General features: G+C 37.8%; 18 protein-coding genes. 7 read left to right on the top strand and 11 right to left on the bottom strand.

Translation table 11 applies throughout. From position 1 onward, the window contains the following. Nucleotides 1-6 precede the first annotated feature (6 nt). The 4 genes from radA to WCP76_RS02440 all read left to right on the top strand — a co-directional run bounded on the left by radA (nucleotide 7) and on the right by WCP76_RS02440 (nucleotide 4,431). On the top strand, nucleotides 7-1,404 hold the full coding sequence (gene radA, locus WCP76_RS02455; RefSeq protein ID WP_336294115.1) for a DNA repair protein RadA: 1,398 nt from the start codon (nucleotides 7-9) through the stop codon (nucleotides 1,402-1,404). A gap of 123 nt (nucleotides 1,405-1,527) precedes the next feature. Beyond that, nucleotides 1,528-2,118 (top strand): CvpA family protein, encoded by a 591-nt coding sequence (locus tag WCP76_RS02450; RefSeq protein WP_336294114.1) that lies wholly within the window; start codon nucleotides 1,528-1,530, stop codon nucleotides 2,116-2,118. Between the two features lie 66 nt (nucleotides 2,119-2,184). Next, nucleotides 2,185-3,678 (top strand): amidophosphoribosyltransferase, encoded by a 1,494-nt coding sequence (purF, locus tag WCP76_RS02445; protein WP_336294113.1) that lies wholly within the window; start codon nucleotides 2,185-2,187, stop codon nucleotides 3,676-3,678. 3 nt (nucleotides 3,679-3,681) lie between these two features. Continuing rightward, on the top strand, nucleotides 3,682-4,431 hold the full coding sequence (locus tag WCP76_RS02440; RefSeq protein ID WP_336294112.1) for an SDR family NAD(P)-dependent oxidoreductase: 750 nt from the start codon (nucleotides 3,682-3,684) through the stop codon (nucleotides 4,429-4,431). Between the two features lie 91 nt (nucleotides 4,432-4,522). On the opposite strand, the gene pssA is transcribed toward WCP76_RS02440, so the two are convergent. The 4 genes from pssA to cysS form a co-directional block, all read right to left on the bottom strand. After that, nucleotides 4,523-5,359, bottom strand: a complete 837-nt coding sequence (pssA, locus tag WCP76_RS02435; RefSeq protein ID WP_336294111.1) for a CDP-diacylglycerol--serine O-phosphatidyltransferase — start codon at nucleotides 5,357-5,359, stop codon at nucleotides 4,523-4,525. Between the two features lie 8 nt (nucleotides 5,360-5,367). Then, nucleotides 5,368-6,066, bottom strand: coding sequence for a phosphatidylserine decarboxylase (locus WCP76_RS02430; protein WP_336294110.1), 699 nt, complete (start codon nucleotides 6,064-6,066; stop codon nucleotides 5,368-5,370). 114 nt (nucleotides 6,067-6,180) lie between these two features. Further along, the gene (locus tag WCP76_RS02425; protein ID WP_336294109.1) at nucleotides 6,181-8,064 is read right to left on the bottom strand and encodes an ABCB family ABC transporter ATP-binding protein/permease; all 1,884 of its coding nucleotides are present in this window, start codon (nucleotides 8,062-8,064) and stop codon (nucleotides 6,181-6,183) included. A gap of 824 nt (nucleotides 8,065-8,888) precedes the next feature. Further along, nucleotides 8,889-10,391, bottom strand: a complete 1,503-nt coding sequence (gene cysS / locus WCP76_RS02420; RefSeq protein ID WP_336294108.1) for a cysteine--tRNA ligase — start codon at nucleotides 10,389-10,391, stop codon at nucleotides 8,889-8,891. Between the two features lie 508 nt (nucleotides 10,392-10,899). Here cysS and WCP76_RS02415 point away from each other — a divergent pair. Next, nucleotides 10,900-11,271: a TIGR02301 family protein gene (locus WCP76_RS02415; protein WP_336294107.1), complete on the top strand. Its 372-nt coding sequence runs from the start codon at nucleotides 10,900-10,902 to the stop codon at nucleotides 11,269-11,271. Nucleotides 11,272-11,460: 189 nt separating this feature from the next. On the opposite strand, the gene WCP76_RS02410 is transcribed toward WCP76_RS02415, so the two are convergent. Beyond that, nucleotides 11,461-12,789, bottom strand: a complete 1,329-nt coding sequence (locus WCP76_RS02410) for a dihydroorotase (RefSeq protein WP_336294106.1) — start codon at nucleotides 12,787-12,789, stop codon at nucleotides 11,461-11,463. A gap of 64 nt (nucleotides 12,790-12,853) precedes the next feature. Here WCP76_RS02410 and ygfZ point away from each other — a divergent pair, with 64 nt between their 5' ends. Both ygfZ and WCP76_RS02400 read left to right on the top strand, forming a co-directional pair. Then, the gene (gene ygfZ / locus WCP76_RS02405; RefSeq protein WP_336294105.1) at nucleotides 12,854-13,720 is read left to right on the top strand and encodes a CAF17-like 4Fe-4S cluster assembly/insertion protein YgfZ; all 867 of its coding nucleotides are present in this window, start codon (nucleotides 12,854-12,856) and stop codon (nucleotides 13,718-13,720) included. Beyond that, nucleotides 13,720-14,337 carry a YfbR-like 5'-deoxynucleotidase gene (locus WCP76_RS02400; protein ID WP_336294104.1) on the top strand — a complete coding sequence of 206 codons (618 nt, stop codon included), beginning with the start codon at nucleotides 13,720-13,722 and terminating at the stop codon, nucleotides 14,335-14,337. Before ygfZ ends, WCP76_RS02400 begins: the two co-directional genes overlap by 1 nt. Before the next feature lie 244 nt (nucleotides 14,338-14,581). Here WCP76_RS02400 and panB read toward each other — a convergent pair whose 3' ends face one another. Genes panB through lepB form a run of 6 tightly spaced genes read right to left on the bottom strand, consistent with a single transcriptional unit; the run spans nucleotide 14,582 to nucleotide 19,431 of the window. After that, a complete protein-coding gene (gene panB / locus WCP76_RS02395; protein WP_336294103.1) occupies nucleotides 14,582-15,400 on the bottom strand; it encodes a 3-methyl-2-oxobutanoate hydroxymethyltransferase in 819 nt (272 codons plus the stop codon). Then, on the bottom strand, nucleotides 15,384-16,256 hold the full coding sequence (gene panC, locus WCP76_RS02390) for a pantoate--beta-alanine ligase (RefSeq protein ID WP_336294102.1): 873 nt from the start codon (nucleotides 16,254-16,256) through the stop codon (nucleotides 15,384-15,386). The genes panB and panC overlap by 17 nt, the downstream gene beginning before the upstream one ends. A 28-nt stretch (nucleotides 16,257-16,284) precedes the next feature. Further along, nucleotides 16,285-17,031, bottom strand: a complete 747-nt coding sequence (gene recO / locus WCP76_RS02385) for a DNA repair protein RecO (RefSeq protein ID WP_336294101.1) — start codon at nucleotides 17,029-17,031, stop codon at nucleotides 16,285-16,287. A 1-nt stretch (nucleotide 17,032) separates the two neighbouring features. Continuing rightward, nucleotides 17,033-17,938, bottom strand: coding sequence for a GTPase Era (era, locus tag WCP76_RS02380; protein ID WP_336294100.1), 906 nt, complete (start codon nucleotides 17,936-17,938; stop codon nucleotides 17,033-17,035). After that, on the bottom strand, nucleotides 17,931-18,638 hold the full coding sequence (gene rnc, locus WCP76_RS02375) for a ribonuclease III (protein ID WP_336294099.1): 708 nt from the start codon (nucleotides 18,636-18,638) through the stop codon (nucleotides 17,931-17,933). Before rnc ends, era begins: the two co-directional genes overlap by 8 nt. Next, nucleotides 18,619-19,431: a signal peptidase I gene (gene lepB / locus WCP76_RS02370; protein ID WP_336294182.1), complete on the bottom strand. Its 813-nt coding sequence runs from the start codon at nucleotides 19,429-19,431 to the stop codon at nucleotides 18,619-18,621. The genes rnc and lepB overlap by 20 nt, the downstream gene beginning before the upstream one ends. Nucleotides 19,432-19,499 lie beyond the last annotated feature (68 nt).

Genomic DNA, 19,499 nt, shown 5'->3' with positions numbered 1-19,499 from the left:
ATCATCATGGCACGCAACCGTATTCAATTTATTTGCCAAAATTGTGGAAGCATCTATTCACGTTGGGCTGGGAAATGTAATTCTTGTGGCAAATGGAATTCTCTTATCGAAGAAAGTATAAATAACGGTATTGGTAGTAGTCCTACGCAAAATATCCGTAAGGGACGTATTGTCACACTAACATCTCTTTCTGGAGATATTGAAGATGCTCCACGAATCCATTCTGGCATAGCTGAACTTGATCGTGTTACCGGTGGAGGCTTTGTCCGTGGATCAGCATTACTGATTGGCGGTGATCCAGGCATTGGTAAGTCAACATTGCTAACACAAACAGCAGCTACTTTATCAAGAAAAGGACATCATATTATCTACATTTCAGGTGAAGAAGCTGTAGCACAAATTTGTTTACGTGCTCAAAGGCTTGGAGCTGCCAACACAGCAGTTAAGCTCGCCGCTGAAACTAATATTGAAGATATTATTGCAACCTTAAACGAGCATGAAAACCTCGATATGGTTATTATCGATTCCATTCAAACTCTATGGTCAGATGCAGCTGATTCAGCACCAGGAACCATCACACAAGTGCGTATCAGTGCTCAAGCAATGATACGCTTCGCAAAAAAAACAGGCGCGGCTGTTATTCTTGTCGGTCATGTTACAAAAGATGGACAAATTGCTGGCCCCCGAGTTATTGAACATATGGTCGATGCTGTTCTCTATTTTGAAGGTGAAGGTGGGCATCATTATCGAATCCTTAGAACTGTCAAAAACCGTTTCGGACCAACTGATGAAATTGGTGTCTTTGAAATGTCTGATAAGGGGTTGCGAGAGGTAATCAATCCATCTGAACTTTTTTTAGGTGAACGAAATAAAGAAGCACCAGGAGCTGCCGTTTTTGCAGGAATGGAAGGAACCCGCCCAATATTAGTAGAAATTCAAGCACTCGTCGCTCCCTCTTCATTAGGAACACCACGACGAGCTGTTGTGGGATGGGATGGAAACCGCCTTTCAATGATTCTCGCTGTCCTAGAAGCCCATTGTGGCATTCGTTTTGGACAACATGATGTCTATCTTAACATTGCAGGCGGATATCGCATATCAGAGCCCGCTGCAGATTTAGCTGTTGCAGCAGCTTTGATATCCTCTCTTGCAAACATCCCTCTACCAACGGATTATGTATATTTTGGTGAAATCAGCCTTTCAGGATCTATCCGCGCTGTTGCACATTCAGCACAGCGCATCAATGAAGCAAAAAAACTTGGCTTTCACGGAGCTGTTCAACCCACAACAACAACCGAAATGATGAAGTCACTAACTTTTGAACAAAAAACACTCACAGACCTTCTTGAGTTAGTTTCCTCCATTACCGCAGGTAAAAAATGGTCTATGTCACATAAACAATGAATACAGAAAAAACTCTACAAAATACAAAAGGTTCTTGCTATAAGAATAAAAAATGGCATAACCAGAAACATATTTGTGTGCAAACTTAAAACAACACGACTTTATGTATAAGGAAACAAAAAAATGAGCATAACGGTTCTTGATGGAATTGTCATAGTAATCATTCTGTTGTCTGCTTTTCTTGCTATGCTCCGAGGGTTTTCACGCGAGGTGCTCTCATTGGTTTCTTGGGCGATCGCAGCTGTTTCTACATTTTTTTTATTCAAGCCTATATTACCCTTCTTCGAGCAATATCTCTCTAATAAACTGATTGCCATAATCACAACGTTGGTCACAATTTTTATTATCGTTCTCATTATTGCTTCAATTATTACGATGAAAATATCTGATTTTATTATTGATAGTCGAATTGGTGTTTTTGACCGTACTATTGGTTTTATTTTTGGAGCGCTTCGTGGTTTATTCATCATGGTCATTGGCATGTTACTTGTTAATGCCCTTATTAAACCAGAGAACCAAGCCAACTGGTTAAAAAATGCAACAACAAAACCCATATTAGATTCATTGGGACAAAAAGTTTGGACAATACTTCCAAAAGACCTCGATACTGTTCTTGAAAAGGCAGAAAAAGTTTTCAAAAGAAACCACACAAATACACAGGAGAAACACACTCCTAAAAAGGTAATTAGAAAAAAAGAAAATAGCTCACTATGAGCAGATAATTTCAAACAACATTTGAAATATAGTATAAATCACTCCTCATATCACAACCGAAAGAACATGATGATAAAAAGCGATGTTTCCTGTCACGAGTTTTCTTTAGATGATGATACTCTTCATGAAGAATGTGGAGTTTTTGGTATTCTTGGACACGAAGATGCAGCAACATTAACAGCTCTCGGTCTCCATGCACTTCAACATCGTGGACAAGAAGCAGCTGGAATTGTTTCCTATCATAATCAGATGTTTCATCAAGAAAAACATTTAGGTCTTGTAGGTGACCATTATACAAACCCTGCAACGCTTTCTCGTTTACCGGGTAATCGTGCTATAGGCCATACCCGTTATTCAACAACTGGAGAAGTCGCATTACGCAATGTGCAGCCCCTTTTTGCTGAACTAAAAGCTGGGGGTATTGCTATTGCTCATAACGGAAATCTCACAAATGGTCTTACTTTGCGTCGTGAACTTATTTCCTCCGGCGCCATTTGCCAATCAACATCAGATTCCGAAGTTTTTCTCCATCTTATTGCTCGTTCACGTTATGAATCATCATCTGATCGTTTTGTTGATGCTATTCGGCAAGTCGAAGGCGGATATGCCATGCTAGCACTCACACGAACTAAACTTATTGCTGCCCGCGATCCAACAGGTATTCGACCGCTTGTAATGGGTGAACTTGATGGTAAACCAATCTTTTGCTCTGAAACTTGTGCACTCGATATCATTGGAGCAAAATACATTCGCGATGTTAAAAATGGAGAAATTATCATATGCGAAATACAAAAAAATGGGGAAATTACTAAAAAAATTATAAAACCAGAAATAGAGCAACCAGAAAAACTTTGCCTTTTTGAATATGTTTATTTTGCCCGTCCCGATTCAATTGTCGGAGGACGTAATGTTTATATGGTACGGAAAAATATGGGGATCCATCTAGCACGGGAAGCCCCCTGTAAAGGTGATGTCGTAGTTCCCGTTCCTGACGGTGGAACACCTGCCGCAATTGGCTACGCACAAGAAATTGGAATTCCCTTTGAGCTTGGTATTATCCGTAATCACTATGTTGGGCGTACTTTTATCGAACCGACACAACAAATTCGTGCTTTTGGTGTTAAATTAAAGCATTCTGCAAATCGCCCGATCATTGAAGGAAAGCGCGTCATTCTGGTCGATGACTCTATTGTACGAGGAACAACATCCGTAAAAATTGTTCGAATGCTTAGAGAAGCAGGAGCAAAAGAAGTTCATATGCGCATTTCTAGTCCTATGATTTTCTACCCCGATTTTTATGGTATTGATACACCTAAAGCTGAAAGCCTTTTAGCTAATCAATATCCAGACCTAAAATCTATGTGCAATTTTGTTGGTGCTGATTCATTAGAGTTTCTTTCAACAGACGGTCTATACCTAGCTGTAGCGGGACAAAAACGAAATAATGCTGATCCACAATTCACTGATCATTATTTTACTGGACGTTATCCTACACATCTGGTTGACCAGGAAAATATCCTTAAAATTCATCAATCATCTGTCCTTAAAACAAGAGATTAATTAATGAAAAAATTTGATTTTAGTCTCTTTGATCGTGTTGCACTTGTTACCGGAGCATCAAGAGGAATTGGCTATTATTTATCATTAGAACTCGCGGCACGTGGTGCTCATATTATTGCTGTTGCAAGAACAATAAGTGGATTAACCGAACTTAATACCCAAATTCGAAAAAAAGGTGCTTCCGCAACCCTCGTTCCACTAGACTTACATCATATAGAAGATATTGATACCCTGGGTACTTCTATTGCAGAGAACTGGAATAAACTCGATATTCTGGTCGCAAATGCAGGAATCCTCGGAACACTAGCACCAATAACTCATATCGAAAACACAGTATTCGAAGATGTTTTACAAATAAATCTCATCAGCCAATGGCGTCTAATGAAAATCGTTGAACCCTTATTGCGTAAATCTGATGCTGGACGAGTTATTCTACTCTCCTCAAGTGTTGCTCACCTTGCGCGCGCTTTTTGGGGACCTTATGCAGCCTCTAAAGCTGCTTTAGAAATTATTGCTCGCTGCTGGGCAGAGGAACTAAAACAAACCCATATCAAGATTAATTGTGTTAATCCAGGCGCAACACGCACTGCTATGCGTGAGCAAGCTATGCCTAATGAGGACCCTCAGACTCTACCTTCACCACAAGAAGTTGCAGAAAAGATAGTACACTTACTATCACCTACATTAAAAGAAACAGGAAAACTCTTTAATGTCCGTAAAAACCGGTTTATGGATTATCGTGTACCTGATTGATAATAGCCATAGAAAATGGCAATATGAGTCAAGATCCTTTATATTTTTTTGCTCTGTTTTGCAAAAGCTAAATGTAAAATTTAAAAATCTATCACTCTTGGATATCCCTCATATTTTCTTTTTTTTCTTCCAAAGAAACCCGTCTATTATAAGCCACAAAACTACAAGGTAAAAAAATCATATAACCAACAGCCGTGATCAATAAAGTGTACCACGTGTAAGTCGCAAGAAAACCTACGTAAATAACAATAACCAACATACACGGTATAACAATATCACGCCTTAAATTTTGATCAATTGTTTTCGCATTCCATACCGGCAAACGACTAACTAAAAGAAAAGCAATAATTACCGTATAAAGACTAAAAAATAATGCCCAGCTCCAACTTTGTCTCAAACCAAGAGCCCCTAAATAAATAGGCAATAAAAGCAATAATGCCCCTGCTGGTGCAGGAACACCGACAAAATAATTTTCCTGCCATTTTGGTACATCCGTGTTGTCTAACATAACGTTAAAACGAGCTAACCGCAAACAACAAGCAACACAATAAACAAGCGCCGCAATCCAACCAACTTGGTGAGCCTGACTCAAAATAAAAGAATAAACAATAAATGCAGGTGCAACACCAAAATTAATAACATCGGCAAGAGAATCCATTTGAGCTCCAAAAGATGAACTTCCATCCACCAAACGAGCGATACGCCCATCAACACCGTCCAGAATTGCTGCCAACAGCACCATTAAAATAGCTGCCTCATAGCGATATTCAAAAGCTAAACGAATGCTGCTCATGCCTGCACAAATCGCCAAAATAGTGATAATATTGGGAATAATATACCGCATCGATGTAGGTGAACGCCGCCGATTTACAACATCTTCATAGTGTTCTTCAGGATTAAATGAAGAAAACAGCGAAAAATTTCTCATTGTTTATCCTAATCAAATCTAAAATCAGTTGTAACAGCCTTATCATCGAAAGAACCTAAAACTGTTTCTCCAGCAATTGCTATCTGACCAACTGCAACACGCAATTTCACTTCAGTTGGTATATAAATATCAAGACGAGAACCAAAACGAATCAATCCAAATCGTTCTCCTCGAATAACTGAATCATTTTCTTTTGACCAACAAACAATCCGGCGAGCAAGCATCCCAGCTATCTGAACTACACCAATTTTACCATGTTTGCTGTCAATTACGATCCCATTACGTTCGTTAAATTGGCTAGCTTTATCAAACTCAGCATTAAGAAATCGGCCTGGACGATAAATTATAGATTCTACTGTACCACTTATAGGAATACGGTTGATATGGCATGAAAAAATATTCATAAATACGGAAATACGAACCATTTCTTCTTTACCCAATCCTAATTCTTCAGGTGGAACACACGGCTCAACGAATGAGATACGCCCATCAGCAGGCGATATAATCCAATTTGGATTCAATGGTATTACGCGGTCTGGATCACGAAAAAAATATATGCACCATACAGTGAGAACAAGACCACACCAAAACAACGGACCCCATACCCAACCAAGAATGAGCGAAATGACAAAAAACGCCACAATAAAAGGATAACCTTCTTTATGAATGGGTACAAAGCTATTATGGACAGATTGTAAAATATTCATATAATTTCCTATTCATAATATAACTTAAACATATAATAAATTTTTTTGTTCCCTCTTGCCCTTTTTACACTTAATCAACATCTATATGAGGTTATAGATTCTATTTATGCTAATTTATTTTTTACGATTAACAACACCCATCTCATCTTCTTCACGCATTTTACGTAATTTTTCTTCGGCTTGCGATACTTCAAGTTGCTTATTCCACATTGAAGCGTATAAACCTTTCTTACTTAAAAGCTCTGCATGTGTCCCATTTTCAATAATACGTCCATTTTTGAGAACCAAAATTTCATCAGCATTTATAACAGTAGAAAGGCGGTGAGCAATTATCAATGTTGTACGCCCACGGCTTACGATATCTAATGCTTGTTGAATTTCTTGTTCCGTCGCCATATCAAGAGCTGCGGTTGCTTCATCCAGAATAAGAAGTGGAGGAGCCTTTAATAATGTCCGTGCAATAGCTACACGTTGTTTTTCACCACCTGAAAGTTTGAGTCCACGCTCACCTACTATAGATTGAAAACCTTCTGGAAGCATATCAATAAATTTTGATATCTGTGCTACATCAGCAGCATTACGCATTTCTTCATCTGTAGCATTTGGACGCCCGTATAAAATGTTATATGCAATTGTATCATTAAATAACACTGTGTCCTGTGGTACCGTGCCGATAGCTTCACGTAAACTTTTTTGCGTTACATCACGGATGTCTTGTTCATCAATTGTGATAGAACCCGCATCAACATCGTAAAAACGAAACAGTAATCGAGAAATAGTCGATTTACCAGCACCTGATGGACCGACAATGGCAACCGTTTTTCCTCCAGGAACCTCAAAATCAATACCTTTAAGAATCTGGCGAGTCGAATCATAGGAAAATTTAACCTGATTAAACCGAATGGTAGCGTGGCTCACCTTTAAAGGTTCAGCATCTGATTTATCAGCTATTTCCTGCTTAACATCCAAAAGATCAAACATAGATTCAACATCAGTCAAACCTTGCCGAACGTCACGATATATTGAACCAATAAAATTTAGTGGAATGGAAAACTGTATTAAAAGCGCATTAATAAAAACAAAATCCCCCAAAGTCTGTGTCTTATGCAATACCTCGTAAGCTGACATCAACATCAGAATAGCCATCCCAATACCGAAAATGAGCGCTTGACCAAAATTAAGCCAGCTTAATGATGTCCAAATTTTCGTTGCTGCTTTTTCATAACTGGTCATAGAATAATCGAAGCGACGCGCTTCCAGATTTTCATTGCAAAAATATTTGACTGTTTCAAAATTCAAAAGAGAATCAACAGCACGAGTATTAGCCTCAGTATCTGCCATATTCATTTCTTGCCGAATACGAATGCGCCAATCACTCGCTTTGATTGTGAATAAAATATATAAACCAACCATTACTACAACTATGAAAAAATAATACCATCCATAGCTTATGTAAAAAACAAACGCTGTTAAAACAAACTCTAAAATCGTTGGAACTGTATTAAGAATTGAAAACCTAACAATATCTTCAATTCCCTTCGTGCCACGCTCAATCACACGAGAAAGCCCACCAATTTGCTTTTCTAAATGAAATCGCAAAGACAACCCATGAATATGTACAAAAGTCTTATAGGCTAACTTGTGAATAGCATGTTGACCAACGGTTGCAAATAGATAATCACGTAACTGATTTAATGCAGATTGCAGAATACGCACAACGTTATATGCCAAAACGAGCACGATAGGAACAATATAACTGGATGGACCCCACACAAATGGTTGAGAGCTGAGATCAAGCCCATCTGTAGCATATTTAAAAAAATACGGTACAGATAAGAGAATTAGTTTAGCTAAAACAAGATAAAATATTGCCCATATAACTCGTACTTTTAGATCACGCCGCTCTACCGGCCACATATAAGGCCATAACCTACAAAGTGTGTGCAAAGCACCCCCTGTATCTGACGATACAGTTTTGATTATTTTATCCTGTTTCATAAAGCTCTTACTTTTTTATCATCCACTCAACAGATATTACAATATTTTCCCTATTGTCATTTACAGGTTATATTACTTTTTTATACATTCTCTGTAAACGAAGCGTATTAGTTTTTTAAATAGACTTTTTTTAAAAAAGGAACAAGAAATAATCCCTTATAAAGTTTATTATTTTGATCCATACGACTATATCTTTTGGTTGCAAATAAATTTTTAACCTTTGCATATTTCTGTATCAATTATGCTTGAAACCATATTTTATTTACCAAATTTTTTAAGCTCCTTATCGAAAACTTCGTTGTGCTTAAAATAATAAACTCTTTGCCTTCTTCCTTCTAAAGATAGAACAATCGCTGTTGTTTTCTAAATAAAAAAAATCTGCTTCATGTAAGCTAAAACCTTAAATTTATAACATTTTAATCAAATAATTTATTGCCTATGCTAAAACTCCTTATCTCCCCCACTTAGAGTATACCATTCAAAACCAATGCGACATTTTTTCGTGCAACAAGACAATAAAAAACTGAATAACCTGCAAAAATTAAGAGATATGACCAAATCTTGCTAAATGTACAAGACAACCAATAATTGAACACCGGCTAATATTCGAATTAGGAATAACGCCCTACAGAATACCCCCATTACAAAATTGCTTACCAAATTAATTCATGCCATTTTACTAAGACTGCCACAACTGATTGTTGTTAAAATTAAATAGGATAGTAACAAGATCTACAGCTAGCTTAAGTACGACATATCCATAATTTTATAAAATTCCACCAGCTTCTTCCTTTTTTGAAAGCTGCTGAAATACAAAAATATAACTACTTTACTTCCCACATAGTTATACGCTTACCAGTCTGTAGGTCTTTTTTATCTTTTAAAATAATCCCTTCGGCTGCAAGCTTGTCACGAATTGCATCTGCAGCTGCCCACTCTTTATTATCGATAAGCCGTAGCCTCTCTGCAACACATTGATCAATAAATTTTGAATCGAGAGGAACTTGCTTCATAAACAATGGACAATCTGCCTCTCTAATCCATTCCTGCCGCAATAGTCCAAATAAACCCATCCCATTTGCAAGAGATACAGCATCCCCTATTTTATAAAATTTTCGCAAAAGAGCAAATGCATTCGGAGTATTAAGATCATCACTTAGTGCTTTTATCAAAGAGTCATCACAAGCTTCATTTTTCTCCACACAACTCCTTTCACAACGCAGCAATTCATACCAACGATACAGTTCCTTACTAGACTGCGCTAAACGTTGAGCTGTCCAATTTAACGGCTCACGATAATGCGTTTGTAACATCGAAAAACGTGCAGACAAACCCGCCCAATTTTGCTTCATCTCATCTTTTAAAGCATCATTAACCTCAAAAAAATTATTCTCTAAAACAGAACGAACAGTAATGAAATTACCAATGCTTTTAGACATCTTTTTGCCTTCAACTTGCAAAAAACCGTTATGCATCCAAAGATTGGCCATCCGCTCAGTTCCAAAAGCTGAACAACTTTGTGCAATTTCATTTTCATGGTGGGGAAAAATCAAATCAATACCACCACCATGTATATCGAAAATATTTGCTGTAGGATCCTCACAGGTCAAACCACCACCATAGGGCTCTAATAGTTTTGCCATTGACATTGCAGAACATTCAATATGCCAACCCGGGCGACCCAATACAGAAATTCCTGCTGGTGACACCCAACCTGGTTCCCCCTCCATAGAGGGTTTCCACAAAACAAAGTCCATCTCCTCCCTTTTATAAGTAGCAACATCAACACGAGCACCAGCTCTCATTTCATCTAAGGAACGCTTTGCAAATGCACCATAATGAGGATGACTCTTTATGCTGCTGACAGAAAATAATACATGATTATCCGCTTTGTAAGCATGCCCCTTTTCAAGCAACCTCTCAATCAAAGAGCGCATCTCCTCTAAGTGATCAGTTGCACGCGGCTGACTAGTTGGCAATAAACAACCAAGCGCTATTGTATCTTGTTGAAATTGAGAATACGTGCGCTCAGTTAATTGGCGAATAGCATCGTTAAGTGTTAACTTTGGATATTCAAAAGCTGCTCGTGCATTAATCTTATCATCTACATCTGTAATATTACGTGCATATATAACATGATCATTGCCATAGACATAACGTAATAAGCGAAACAACAGATCAAATACAATCACAGGACGTGCATTACCTATATGAGCATAATCGTAAACCGTTGGACCACAAACATAAAGACGTATTTTTTTCTCATCTATCGGTATAAAATTTTCTTTTTTACGTGTAAGCGTATTATAAAATCGCAACTCTCTCATAATTGTACTCCGCTAACGATATTACCCACCGCTCTTCAAGGTAAATCTTACTAAAATATGCATCATGCGGTTTAAATTAAAACCTTTGTATCTTATGTAAAATTCTCATAACTGCCCCATTTTTTGGGCTCTCCCCATCATTTTTCATAAAAATGATCCATTTCATTTGATTGGAGAATAGTATGCTATCAATAAAGACCATATTTTTTAGAAGAAAACTGTCTCAGAAGAAAATCCGCGGTGCACTATAAAACATAAATTTATACGAAAAAAGATGATATACAGAAAAGTCTAAAATTTCTAATCACTTAGAACTTAGTCAGAATCTTCGATATCATCATTATAGCTTTTTCACTGTATTGCATGCCCTAAATTTTATAACATTTCATTACTCGTAATGATGCAAAAACCATTTTTGTCCTATCTTTATAATATGCGCTCTACAACCAAGCTATTTTACCCGAAATTATAAATTAAAAAAATTTATTTAAAAGGAATAAGAGAAATAATGCATAATATATTGATAAATATCATTTTTTTAACTTTTTTTTCAGCTTCAACACCAACCTTAGCGCAACAATCTCCTCCCTATGAGACAAAATTACTGCGACTAGCAGAAATTTTAGGATCTCTACACTACCTACAAAATCTTTGTAGCACCCCTACAAACCAGTGGTATGACTATATGACCGCATTGATTGAAGCAGAACAACCAACTCTACAAAGACGTGCTTATTTTTACGAAGCATTTAATGAAGCATATCGTTCTTTCGCAGAAAATTATCATCATTGTACACAATCAGCAATTGAAGCAAATAAAAGATATATTAAAGAAGGAAAATCATTATCAAAAAACTTTCTTATACATTATCATAAGTAACCTACACAAAAGTGGCCAATTGCTCAGTTTGAATTATAGTAGTGAAAATGCTCTCAATAAGCGACCCTTTACACACATATTTTTGCAGAATAGGCCCTCGAAACATTTTTATTTTCGCACAATAAAATCACCATGAGCGCCTTCTGTATGTAAGAAAATCACGCTATAAAACTCATTAAATTTATCTGATTACGCCAAAACTTCTATAAATTTAACAGTCTCACCTTGCGAAGGTGTAACAATGTCACCTTCCCACATAACACGCATACCACGAATAATGGTTCCGACAGGCCAACCTTTAACCTTTTTGCCATCATACGGTGTCCAACCCGCGCGCGAACCAATCAATGCATTTGTAATAATTTCTTCACGTTTAAGATCAACAATGGTCAAATCAGCATCATATCCAACCGCAAGGCGCCCTTTACAGCTTATCCCAAAAATGCGGCTAGGACCATGCGATGTGAGATCAACAAAACGTTCAAGAGATATCTTTCCTGCATTTACATGTGTCAACATAATTGCTACTGTTGTCTGTACACCCGTCATCCCTGAAGGTGAAGCAGGATAAGGTTGTAGCTTTTCTTCCAAAGTATGAGGAGCGTGGTCAGAACCTAAAACATCAACAATACCTTGCTGAACGCCATACCAAAGAGATTCATGATGTAAGCTCTCACGGATCGGTGGGTTCATTTGCATCAATGTACCCAAACGCTTATAATCCTCAGCACTTAAAGTCAAATGATGCTGCGTAACTTCAATTGTTGCCACGTCTTTGTGTTTTTTTAGAAAATTAATTTCTTCCGCAGTAGACAAATGTAAAACATGAATGCGCGCTTTCATTTCATGCGCAATTTTTACCAAGCGTTGCGTACATTTTAATGCTGCAACCTCGTCACGCCAAACCGGATGCGATGATGCATCTCCTTCAATACACAATATTTTACGTTCATTGAGCCTTGCCTCATCTTCAGAGTGAAAAGCCACACGACGGCGTGTGTTTTTCAAAATAAGACGTACACTTTCATCATCATCTACCAAAAGATCACCAGTAGAAGACCCCATGAATACTTTAATTCCAGCAACACCAGGAAGTTTTTCTAACTCAGCCAATTCACGTGTATTTTCACGCGTTCCTCCAACCCAAAATGCAAAATCACAATGCATCCGATGAAACCCGCGTTTCACTTTATCAGATAATGCTTCTTCTGATGTAGTTAATGGGTTAGTATTAGGCATTTCAAACACCGTCGTAACCCCTCCTAACACTGCAGAATACGAGCCACTTTCTAAATCTTCTTTATGTTCATTTCCCGGCTCACGAAAATGAACTTGACTATCGATAATCCCTGGTAAAATATGCAGTCCTGTACAATCAATCACTTCACCAGCAGATGCACGTGTAAGATCACCAATTTCAGCAATACGGCCATTTGTAACACCAATATCACGCTTACTACTTCCATCATGATTCACGACTGTTGCACCTTTAAAAATTGCATCAAATGTCTTAAACATAGCCGCACTCCTTACGTATCATTTTTTTATCGATTATGTAACTTTGGGCAGAAAGGCAAGAACCATGATTGAAAAACAGAATGGCATTCTTCTTCAAAACCGTAAAATTATTAAAGTTACCGGTGAAGAAGCAACAGATTTTCTGCAGGTGCTTATTACGACAGATGTGACAAAAATCAACCCACAAGAAATTTTCCCTGGAGCTCTTTTATCTCCACAAGGAAAAGTTATCGCTGATTTCCTTATCTGCAAAAGAAACAATAATTATCTGATTGATATTGTTGAATCTTTAGCTGAGACCTTCTACAAGCGCCTCCTCCTCTATAAATTGCATAAAAAAGTAGAAATTACAAAACCATTACAAGAACTTGTTACAGTTTCTTGGCATAATGAATTAGATACGTTGAACTCTGATTCAATTTTTCTCGATAAGAGATTTCCCAAAAAAGAAAAAATAACACGAATCTATGGAAAAACACCCTTTTCTGTTGCAGAATGTCATGACAATTGGAATAGACTACGTGTCCGTTATGCAATTGCAGAAAGCGATCAAGACTATGAAATAGGGAAAGTCTTTCCCCATGATATTAATTATGATCAAATCAATGGACTAGCATTTAACAAAGGTTGTTATATCGGACAAGAAATTGTTTCACGAATCCATCATAGACGCATAGCGCGTCGTCGTATTTTAGTTGTAAAAAGTCAGTATAAATTAACTCCAGGCTCTAGCGTTGAAGCAGGAACAAAAGTACTTGGTTACTTGGGAACATGCGCTGCAAACGAAGCTCTAGCTTTAATGCGTATTGACCACGTAAAAGATGCTATGAATAATAATAGCTCATTTACAGTAAAAAATGCTCCAGTCACAATAAATATTGCTGAAAATATGAATTTTACCTTTCCTGAAAGCACAGTGGAAATGAACTAATGGCTAAAGCTGACTTATCACAGAATGGAGAAGCACGGGCTTGGCAAAGAATGCTTTCTGGCCGAAAACTTGATCTGCTAAACCCTTCTCCTTTTGATGTTGAAATTGAAGATATTGCTCATGGACTTTCCCGCGTCGCACGCTGGAACGGTCAAACACGAGGAGAACATGCCTATTCTGTAGCGCAACATTCACTTTTAGTAGAACAAATATTTCAAAAGCTGTTTCCCCAATCATGTAAAAATGACTGCCTTTGTTCCCTTCTTCATGACGCACCAGAATATGTCATTGGTGATATGATTTCACCCTTTAAGGCTGTCATAGGAAAACAATATGAGCTCATCGAAAAACGTATACAAGATGCTATCCATCTGCGCTTTTCTCTCCCCGTTAACCCGTCTAAAATACTCTTAAAAAAAATTAAACAAGCCAACCGTATTGCCGCATTTTACGAATCTATAACACTTGCTGGATTTAATATCGAAGAAGCCCTTTACTATTTTGGCTCTCCAAATAACATTTTATGCGATGAGCTCAATTTACAACCAAATTCTACACAACAAATAGAAAATGCTTTTTTAAGGCGTTTTAATGAGCTTGATACTCAAAGGTCGTAATAATATGCTCCTTATATCACTCATATTTTACAACTTCAATTTTAAAAATGAATGTATTAGAATATCATCTTCTTCCGTTAATACCTGCTCTAATGCACTCTCAAAAGAATAAATTTCTCCTTATTTCACTCATTACCCTATGAATATTTGATGCTCTATAACTCCTACTTCCATATAACGCATATTAATTATCAGAACTTCCTAATAAATGCTCTCTCATCAAGCTTTGCACAGAAGACTGGATTTATTTCAGTTTATAAACTTCTGCATCAGATGGAAAAGCACGTGATGTAACATCCTCTGCATAATTTTTGACCGCAGTCTCCATGGCCTGTTTAAGAGCACCATAACGACGTACAAATTTAGGCACATGTGCACCATAGCCTAACATATCTTCCATAACCAACACTTGTCCATCACACTGATTGGACGCTCCAATACCAATAGTAGGAATAGAAAGTTCTTGTGTAAGCTTCACCGCTAAGGGCTCAACAACCCCTTCCACAACAACAGCAAAAGCACCAGCCTCTTCAATAGCTACCCCATCGGCCAAAATCCTTTGCCAATCACTTTCGTTTCGCCCTTGTGTCTTAAAACCACCAAAAAGATTTACCGCCTGTGGAGTAAGTCCGATATGCCCCATAACTGGAATGCCGCGTTTACACAAAAAGTCAATTGTTTCAGCCATATAAGCACCACCTTCAAGCTTAACTGCACCACATTCTGTTTCCACAAGAATACGCGATGCATTCGAAAAAGCCTGTTCAGGACTTTCTTCATAAGAACCAAAAGGCATATCAACAACTACAAGAGCTCTCTTAGAGCCACGCATAACAGCTTGCCCATGCAAAATCATCATATCTAAATTAACAGGAATCGTTGTCTCAAAACCATACACAACCATACCAACGCTATCACCAACCAAAAGAAAATCGCAATATGGATCAGCAATCTGCGCGGTATATGCCTGATAAGCCGTTAAAGAGACAATCGGCTGTTGTCCTTTTCTTGATCGTATTTCAGAAGAAGTTATACGCTTCACGATTTTATTTTGTAGACTCATTTTTAGCTTTCTCTTGCAATATATATTGATCAATAAGCCTCACTGTACCAAAACGGACAGTGAGGAGTAAAACTGCAGGTTTATCTAATTTTCCTTTAACAACACATAAAGTTTCCATATCCCGTAAATCTATCGCTTCAATGATTGCGCGCGATTCTTGCTGTAAAGTATTGCAAACAATTTTGCATAATTTGTTAACCGACCGTTCACCTTGGTGATAAAGCTTTTCAGCAGCTTTACCACTTTTAGGAATAATTTTTGCAGCTTTGCGATCTTCTAATGTTAAAAACTGATTACGCGAAGAACACGCTACGCCATCTGTTTCGCGTAAAATAGGCACTCCAATAATTTCAATAGGAAAAGCTAAATCTTCAACCATACGCCGAATAATTAAAATTTGTTGAAAATCCTTTTCCCCAAAAAAAGCTTTATCTGGCTGAACAATATTAAAAAGCTTAGCTACAACGCTTGTCACCCCACAAAAATGTCCTGGACGTAATCTCCCCATTAAAATACTCGACAATTTTTCTACCTTAACGATTGTATTATTTCCTGATGGCCACATTTCTTCAACAGAAGGTGCAAAAACATACTCAACACCTGCTTTTTCCAACAAAGCACAATCTCCCATTAAATCTCTCGGATATTTATCAAAATCTTCATGGGAGCCAAATTGCTTTGGATTGACAAAAATAGAAACCAATATTCGGTCACACATTGCCTTTGCTCTCTGTACTAATGCGAGGTGACCATCATGTAATGCGCCCATAGTAGGAACCAAAGCAATTGAAAATCCTAGATGTCGTTCTTTTGCGACACACTGACGTACCTCAGCAATTGTTTTTAAGATTCTCATCTTTATATTCTATTCACTAGTTATAAAATTAACAAATTAATGCTTGCATACGAAATCGTCGTTCAAACAATTGTATTAAATTCACACGCATAGATGGCTGTTTTATATCCCGTGGCTCCAAAACATGACGCATTAAAAAGAAACCTGTTAGAATTAAACCATTTATTATGTCACTAAAATCTGCAGGACGTGTAGTTCTTTGCACAAGAAACTGTGGTAGAGTTAGGAGTTTTTCTTTCCAAGGACGCCCCGCTTCTTCACATACAGCTCGCCCCGATTTTGGTGATACATAACAAAGTCTTTCTCGGCGCCCTGTTACAACACAATGAGATAAATCAAGGCCAAGGCCAAGCTCTTCAAGTAACCGCATTTCAAAGCGGACAAGTAATTCCGCATTTACAAACGGCTCACAAAAATTCTGCATAAAAAGGTGTAAAATATCGTATAAAATGGGATGTGGATCACGCTCAGGAAGAAGACGCAAATAAAAAGCTATCAACTGCAAAGCATAAAGAGCTTCAGGTAAGAGTATTAACCGCGCTGCATGCAAATCAAGTGCTTCAAGCCGAAAAAGTCCTAAATGTTCATCTAAACGTGCCCACCATTCAGCCTCAACAAAATTCCCAGGTTGAAGAAGAGCTGCCATACGACGCGAACGCCCTCCTTTCACAACTCCCATATAACGGCCGTGCTGACGTGTCATAATTTCAAGAATAACACTTGTTTCACCATATTGACGGGTACCAAGGATAATGGCTTGTTCTTTCCATTTCATTTTATTTTAAAAAATCCAATCTCATTTCTCGGTAACGCTCTGGATCAGTATCCCAATTATCACGCACTTTTACAAATAGAAAAAGATGAACCTTCTGATCCATAATTTCCATTAATTCCTTACGTGCTGCTTGACCAATCGCTTTAATTGTATCGCCTTTTGCTCCTAAAACAATTTTTTTCTGACTATCACGCCCTACGTAAATGACTTGGTGGATTTTAACCGAACCATCTAAGCACTCTTCCCAGCTTTCTGTTTCGACTGTTGAAAAATAAGGAAGTTCATTATGAAGGCGAAAAAAAAGCTTTTCACGTGTAATTTCGGCAGCAAGCTGACGCATAGGCATATCTGAAACTTGATCTTCTGGATAATGCCACGGTCCCTTTTGCATCATTCTACTAAGTGCACAAAGCAAATCCTGACAACCAGAACCATTTAGAGCGGAAATCATAAATGTTTGCAAAAACTCCATACGCTCATTAATTTTGGCGGTTAATGCTAGAAGAGATGATTTAGCAACTGTATCAATTTTATTAAGAATAAGAATTTTATCCTGTTTAATCTTTTTTACAATATCTAGCATCCCACAAACTTCATCAGAAAGACCACTCTTAGCATCAATCAAAACTAAAAGAACATCAGAACTCTTAGCGATTCCCCAAGCAGCAGATACCATAGCACGTTCTAACTGCTTATGTGGACGAAAAACTCCTGGTGTATCAACCAACACAATTTGTGCATCATCATGAATGACAATACCACGAATTACAGTTCGAGTCGTTTGTACCTTATGTGTTACAATTGAAACCTTCGTTCCTACTAACTGATTAACTAATGTAGATTTGCCAGCATTAGGCATTCCAATAAGCACTACAAAACCAGAACGCGTTTTGATCACGTCATTCATGACCATTTTTTCCTATTGTTTCCCAAATGCCTTCTCGTCGTAAAATTTTCTCAGCTGCCATTCTTTCAGCACACCGTTTAGAATTTCCTTGTCCAATCTCCGACGCAAACCCCAAAATGCTCACCTCTACCATAAAAACAGGATCATGATCTGGGCCGGAACGTTTTATAACCCGATAATGTGGTTGTACACCACCTTGTACATGCGCCCATTCCTGCAACTCTGTCTTAGCATCACGCCGAGCAGCATCCATCTTCTTTGCGCGACTTTGCCAATATTTCTCAATAAAAGGGCAAACGCTTTCCAAGCCTCCATCAAGATATATTACAGCAATCAAAGACTCTATCACATCAGCGTATATATTCGTAAGACGACGCCTCTTTAAGCTTCTCATCTCAAAGCCAACATGTATCATATCGGGCAAACCTATCTCTAGCGCAATATCAGCACATGTCTGCGCATTCACCAAACCGTTTAAACGTACAGATAACTCACCTTCACTTGCTTGTGGAAATAATTGATACAACATCTTCGCAATCACAAGCCCTAGAACCCTATCACCTAGAAATTCTAAACGCTCATAATTTCCTTGTTCCGAATCCTGTACACTAGAATGTGTTAATGCCTTTTTTAATCTCCCTTCGTCTGCAAAATGATGCCCTGTCAATCTTTCAAGCTGATCAATCACTGGACGATTCATCGTTGATCTCCTGCTTACTAAGCGGCAAATCATGAACAGTATTAATAAAAGAAAACAAACGTTTCCAGCGTACATCAAATGGCCAACGCCAAACCTGCCAAGCACTTGAACCATTCCTCATAGAGAAAAAAATCAAACTTGCTCGACCAATAAGATTTTCCTCCGGAACATAACCTACATCCAAACGACTATCGTCCGAATTATCACGGTTATCACCCATCATAAAATAATGCCCTGATGGAACTTCAAAAACTTTTGTATCATCAACCTGCGGGATAAACGCCAAATCAAGTGTATCATAGCTAACACCGTTGGACATTGTCTCGCGATAAACATCAACAGGATAGTTAACTTCTGTTATATCGGAATTATCAATCTTCCCCATAAAATGGCGTGAAACAGCCTCATCATTAATATAAAGAACACTTTGACGAACTTGTATACGATCACCCGGTAGCCCAACAACACGTTTTATATAATCAATATCTGGATTACTCGGTAAACGAAAAACCACGACATCCCCGCGCTGAGGCTGAGACGCCCAAATACGCCCAGAAAAAATAGGGGGAGAAAAAGGTATGGAAAAATGAGAATACCCATACGCATACTTAGAAACAAATAAATAATCTCCCACTAACAAAGTAGGGCGCATAGAACCAGAAGGGATAGTAAAAGGTTGAAAAAAAAATGTACGAATAAACGCTGCTAAAAACAAAGCTTGTATTAAAACAAAAATAAATTCAAGAATTCCGCCTTTTCCTTCTTTTTTATGCATTTTCTTTTTCTGGATCATTACAGATAACCTTCCCATCACAGACATAATTCACTCTTTATCATAATGCTCAAATAACAAAAGTACAA

Origin of the sequence: Bartonella vaga (assembly GCF_037070895.1) — a bacterium.
In the GTDB taxonomy this organism is placed as follows: domain Bacteria; phylum Pseudomonadota; class Alphaproteobacteria; order Rhizobiales; family Rhizobiaceae; genus Bartonella.
The sequence above is the reverse complement of the archived record's forward strand: the minus strand, read 5'-3'. Positions and strand labels throughout refer to the sequence as shown.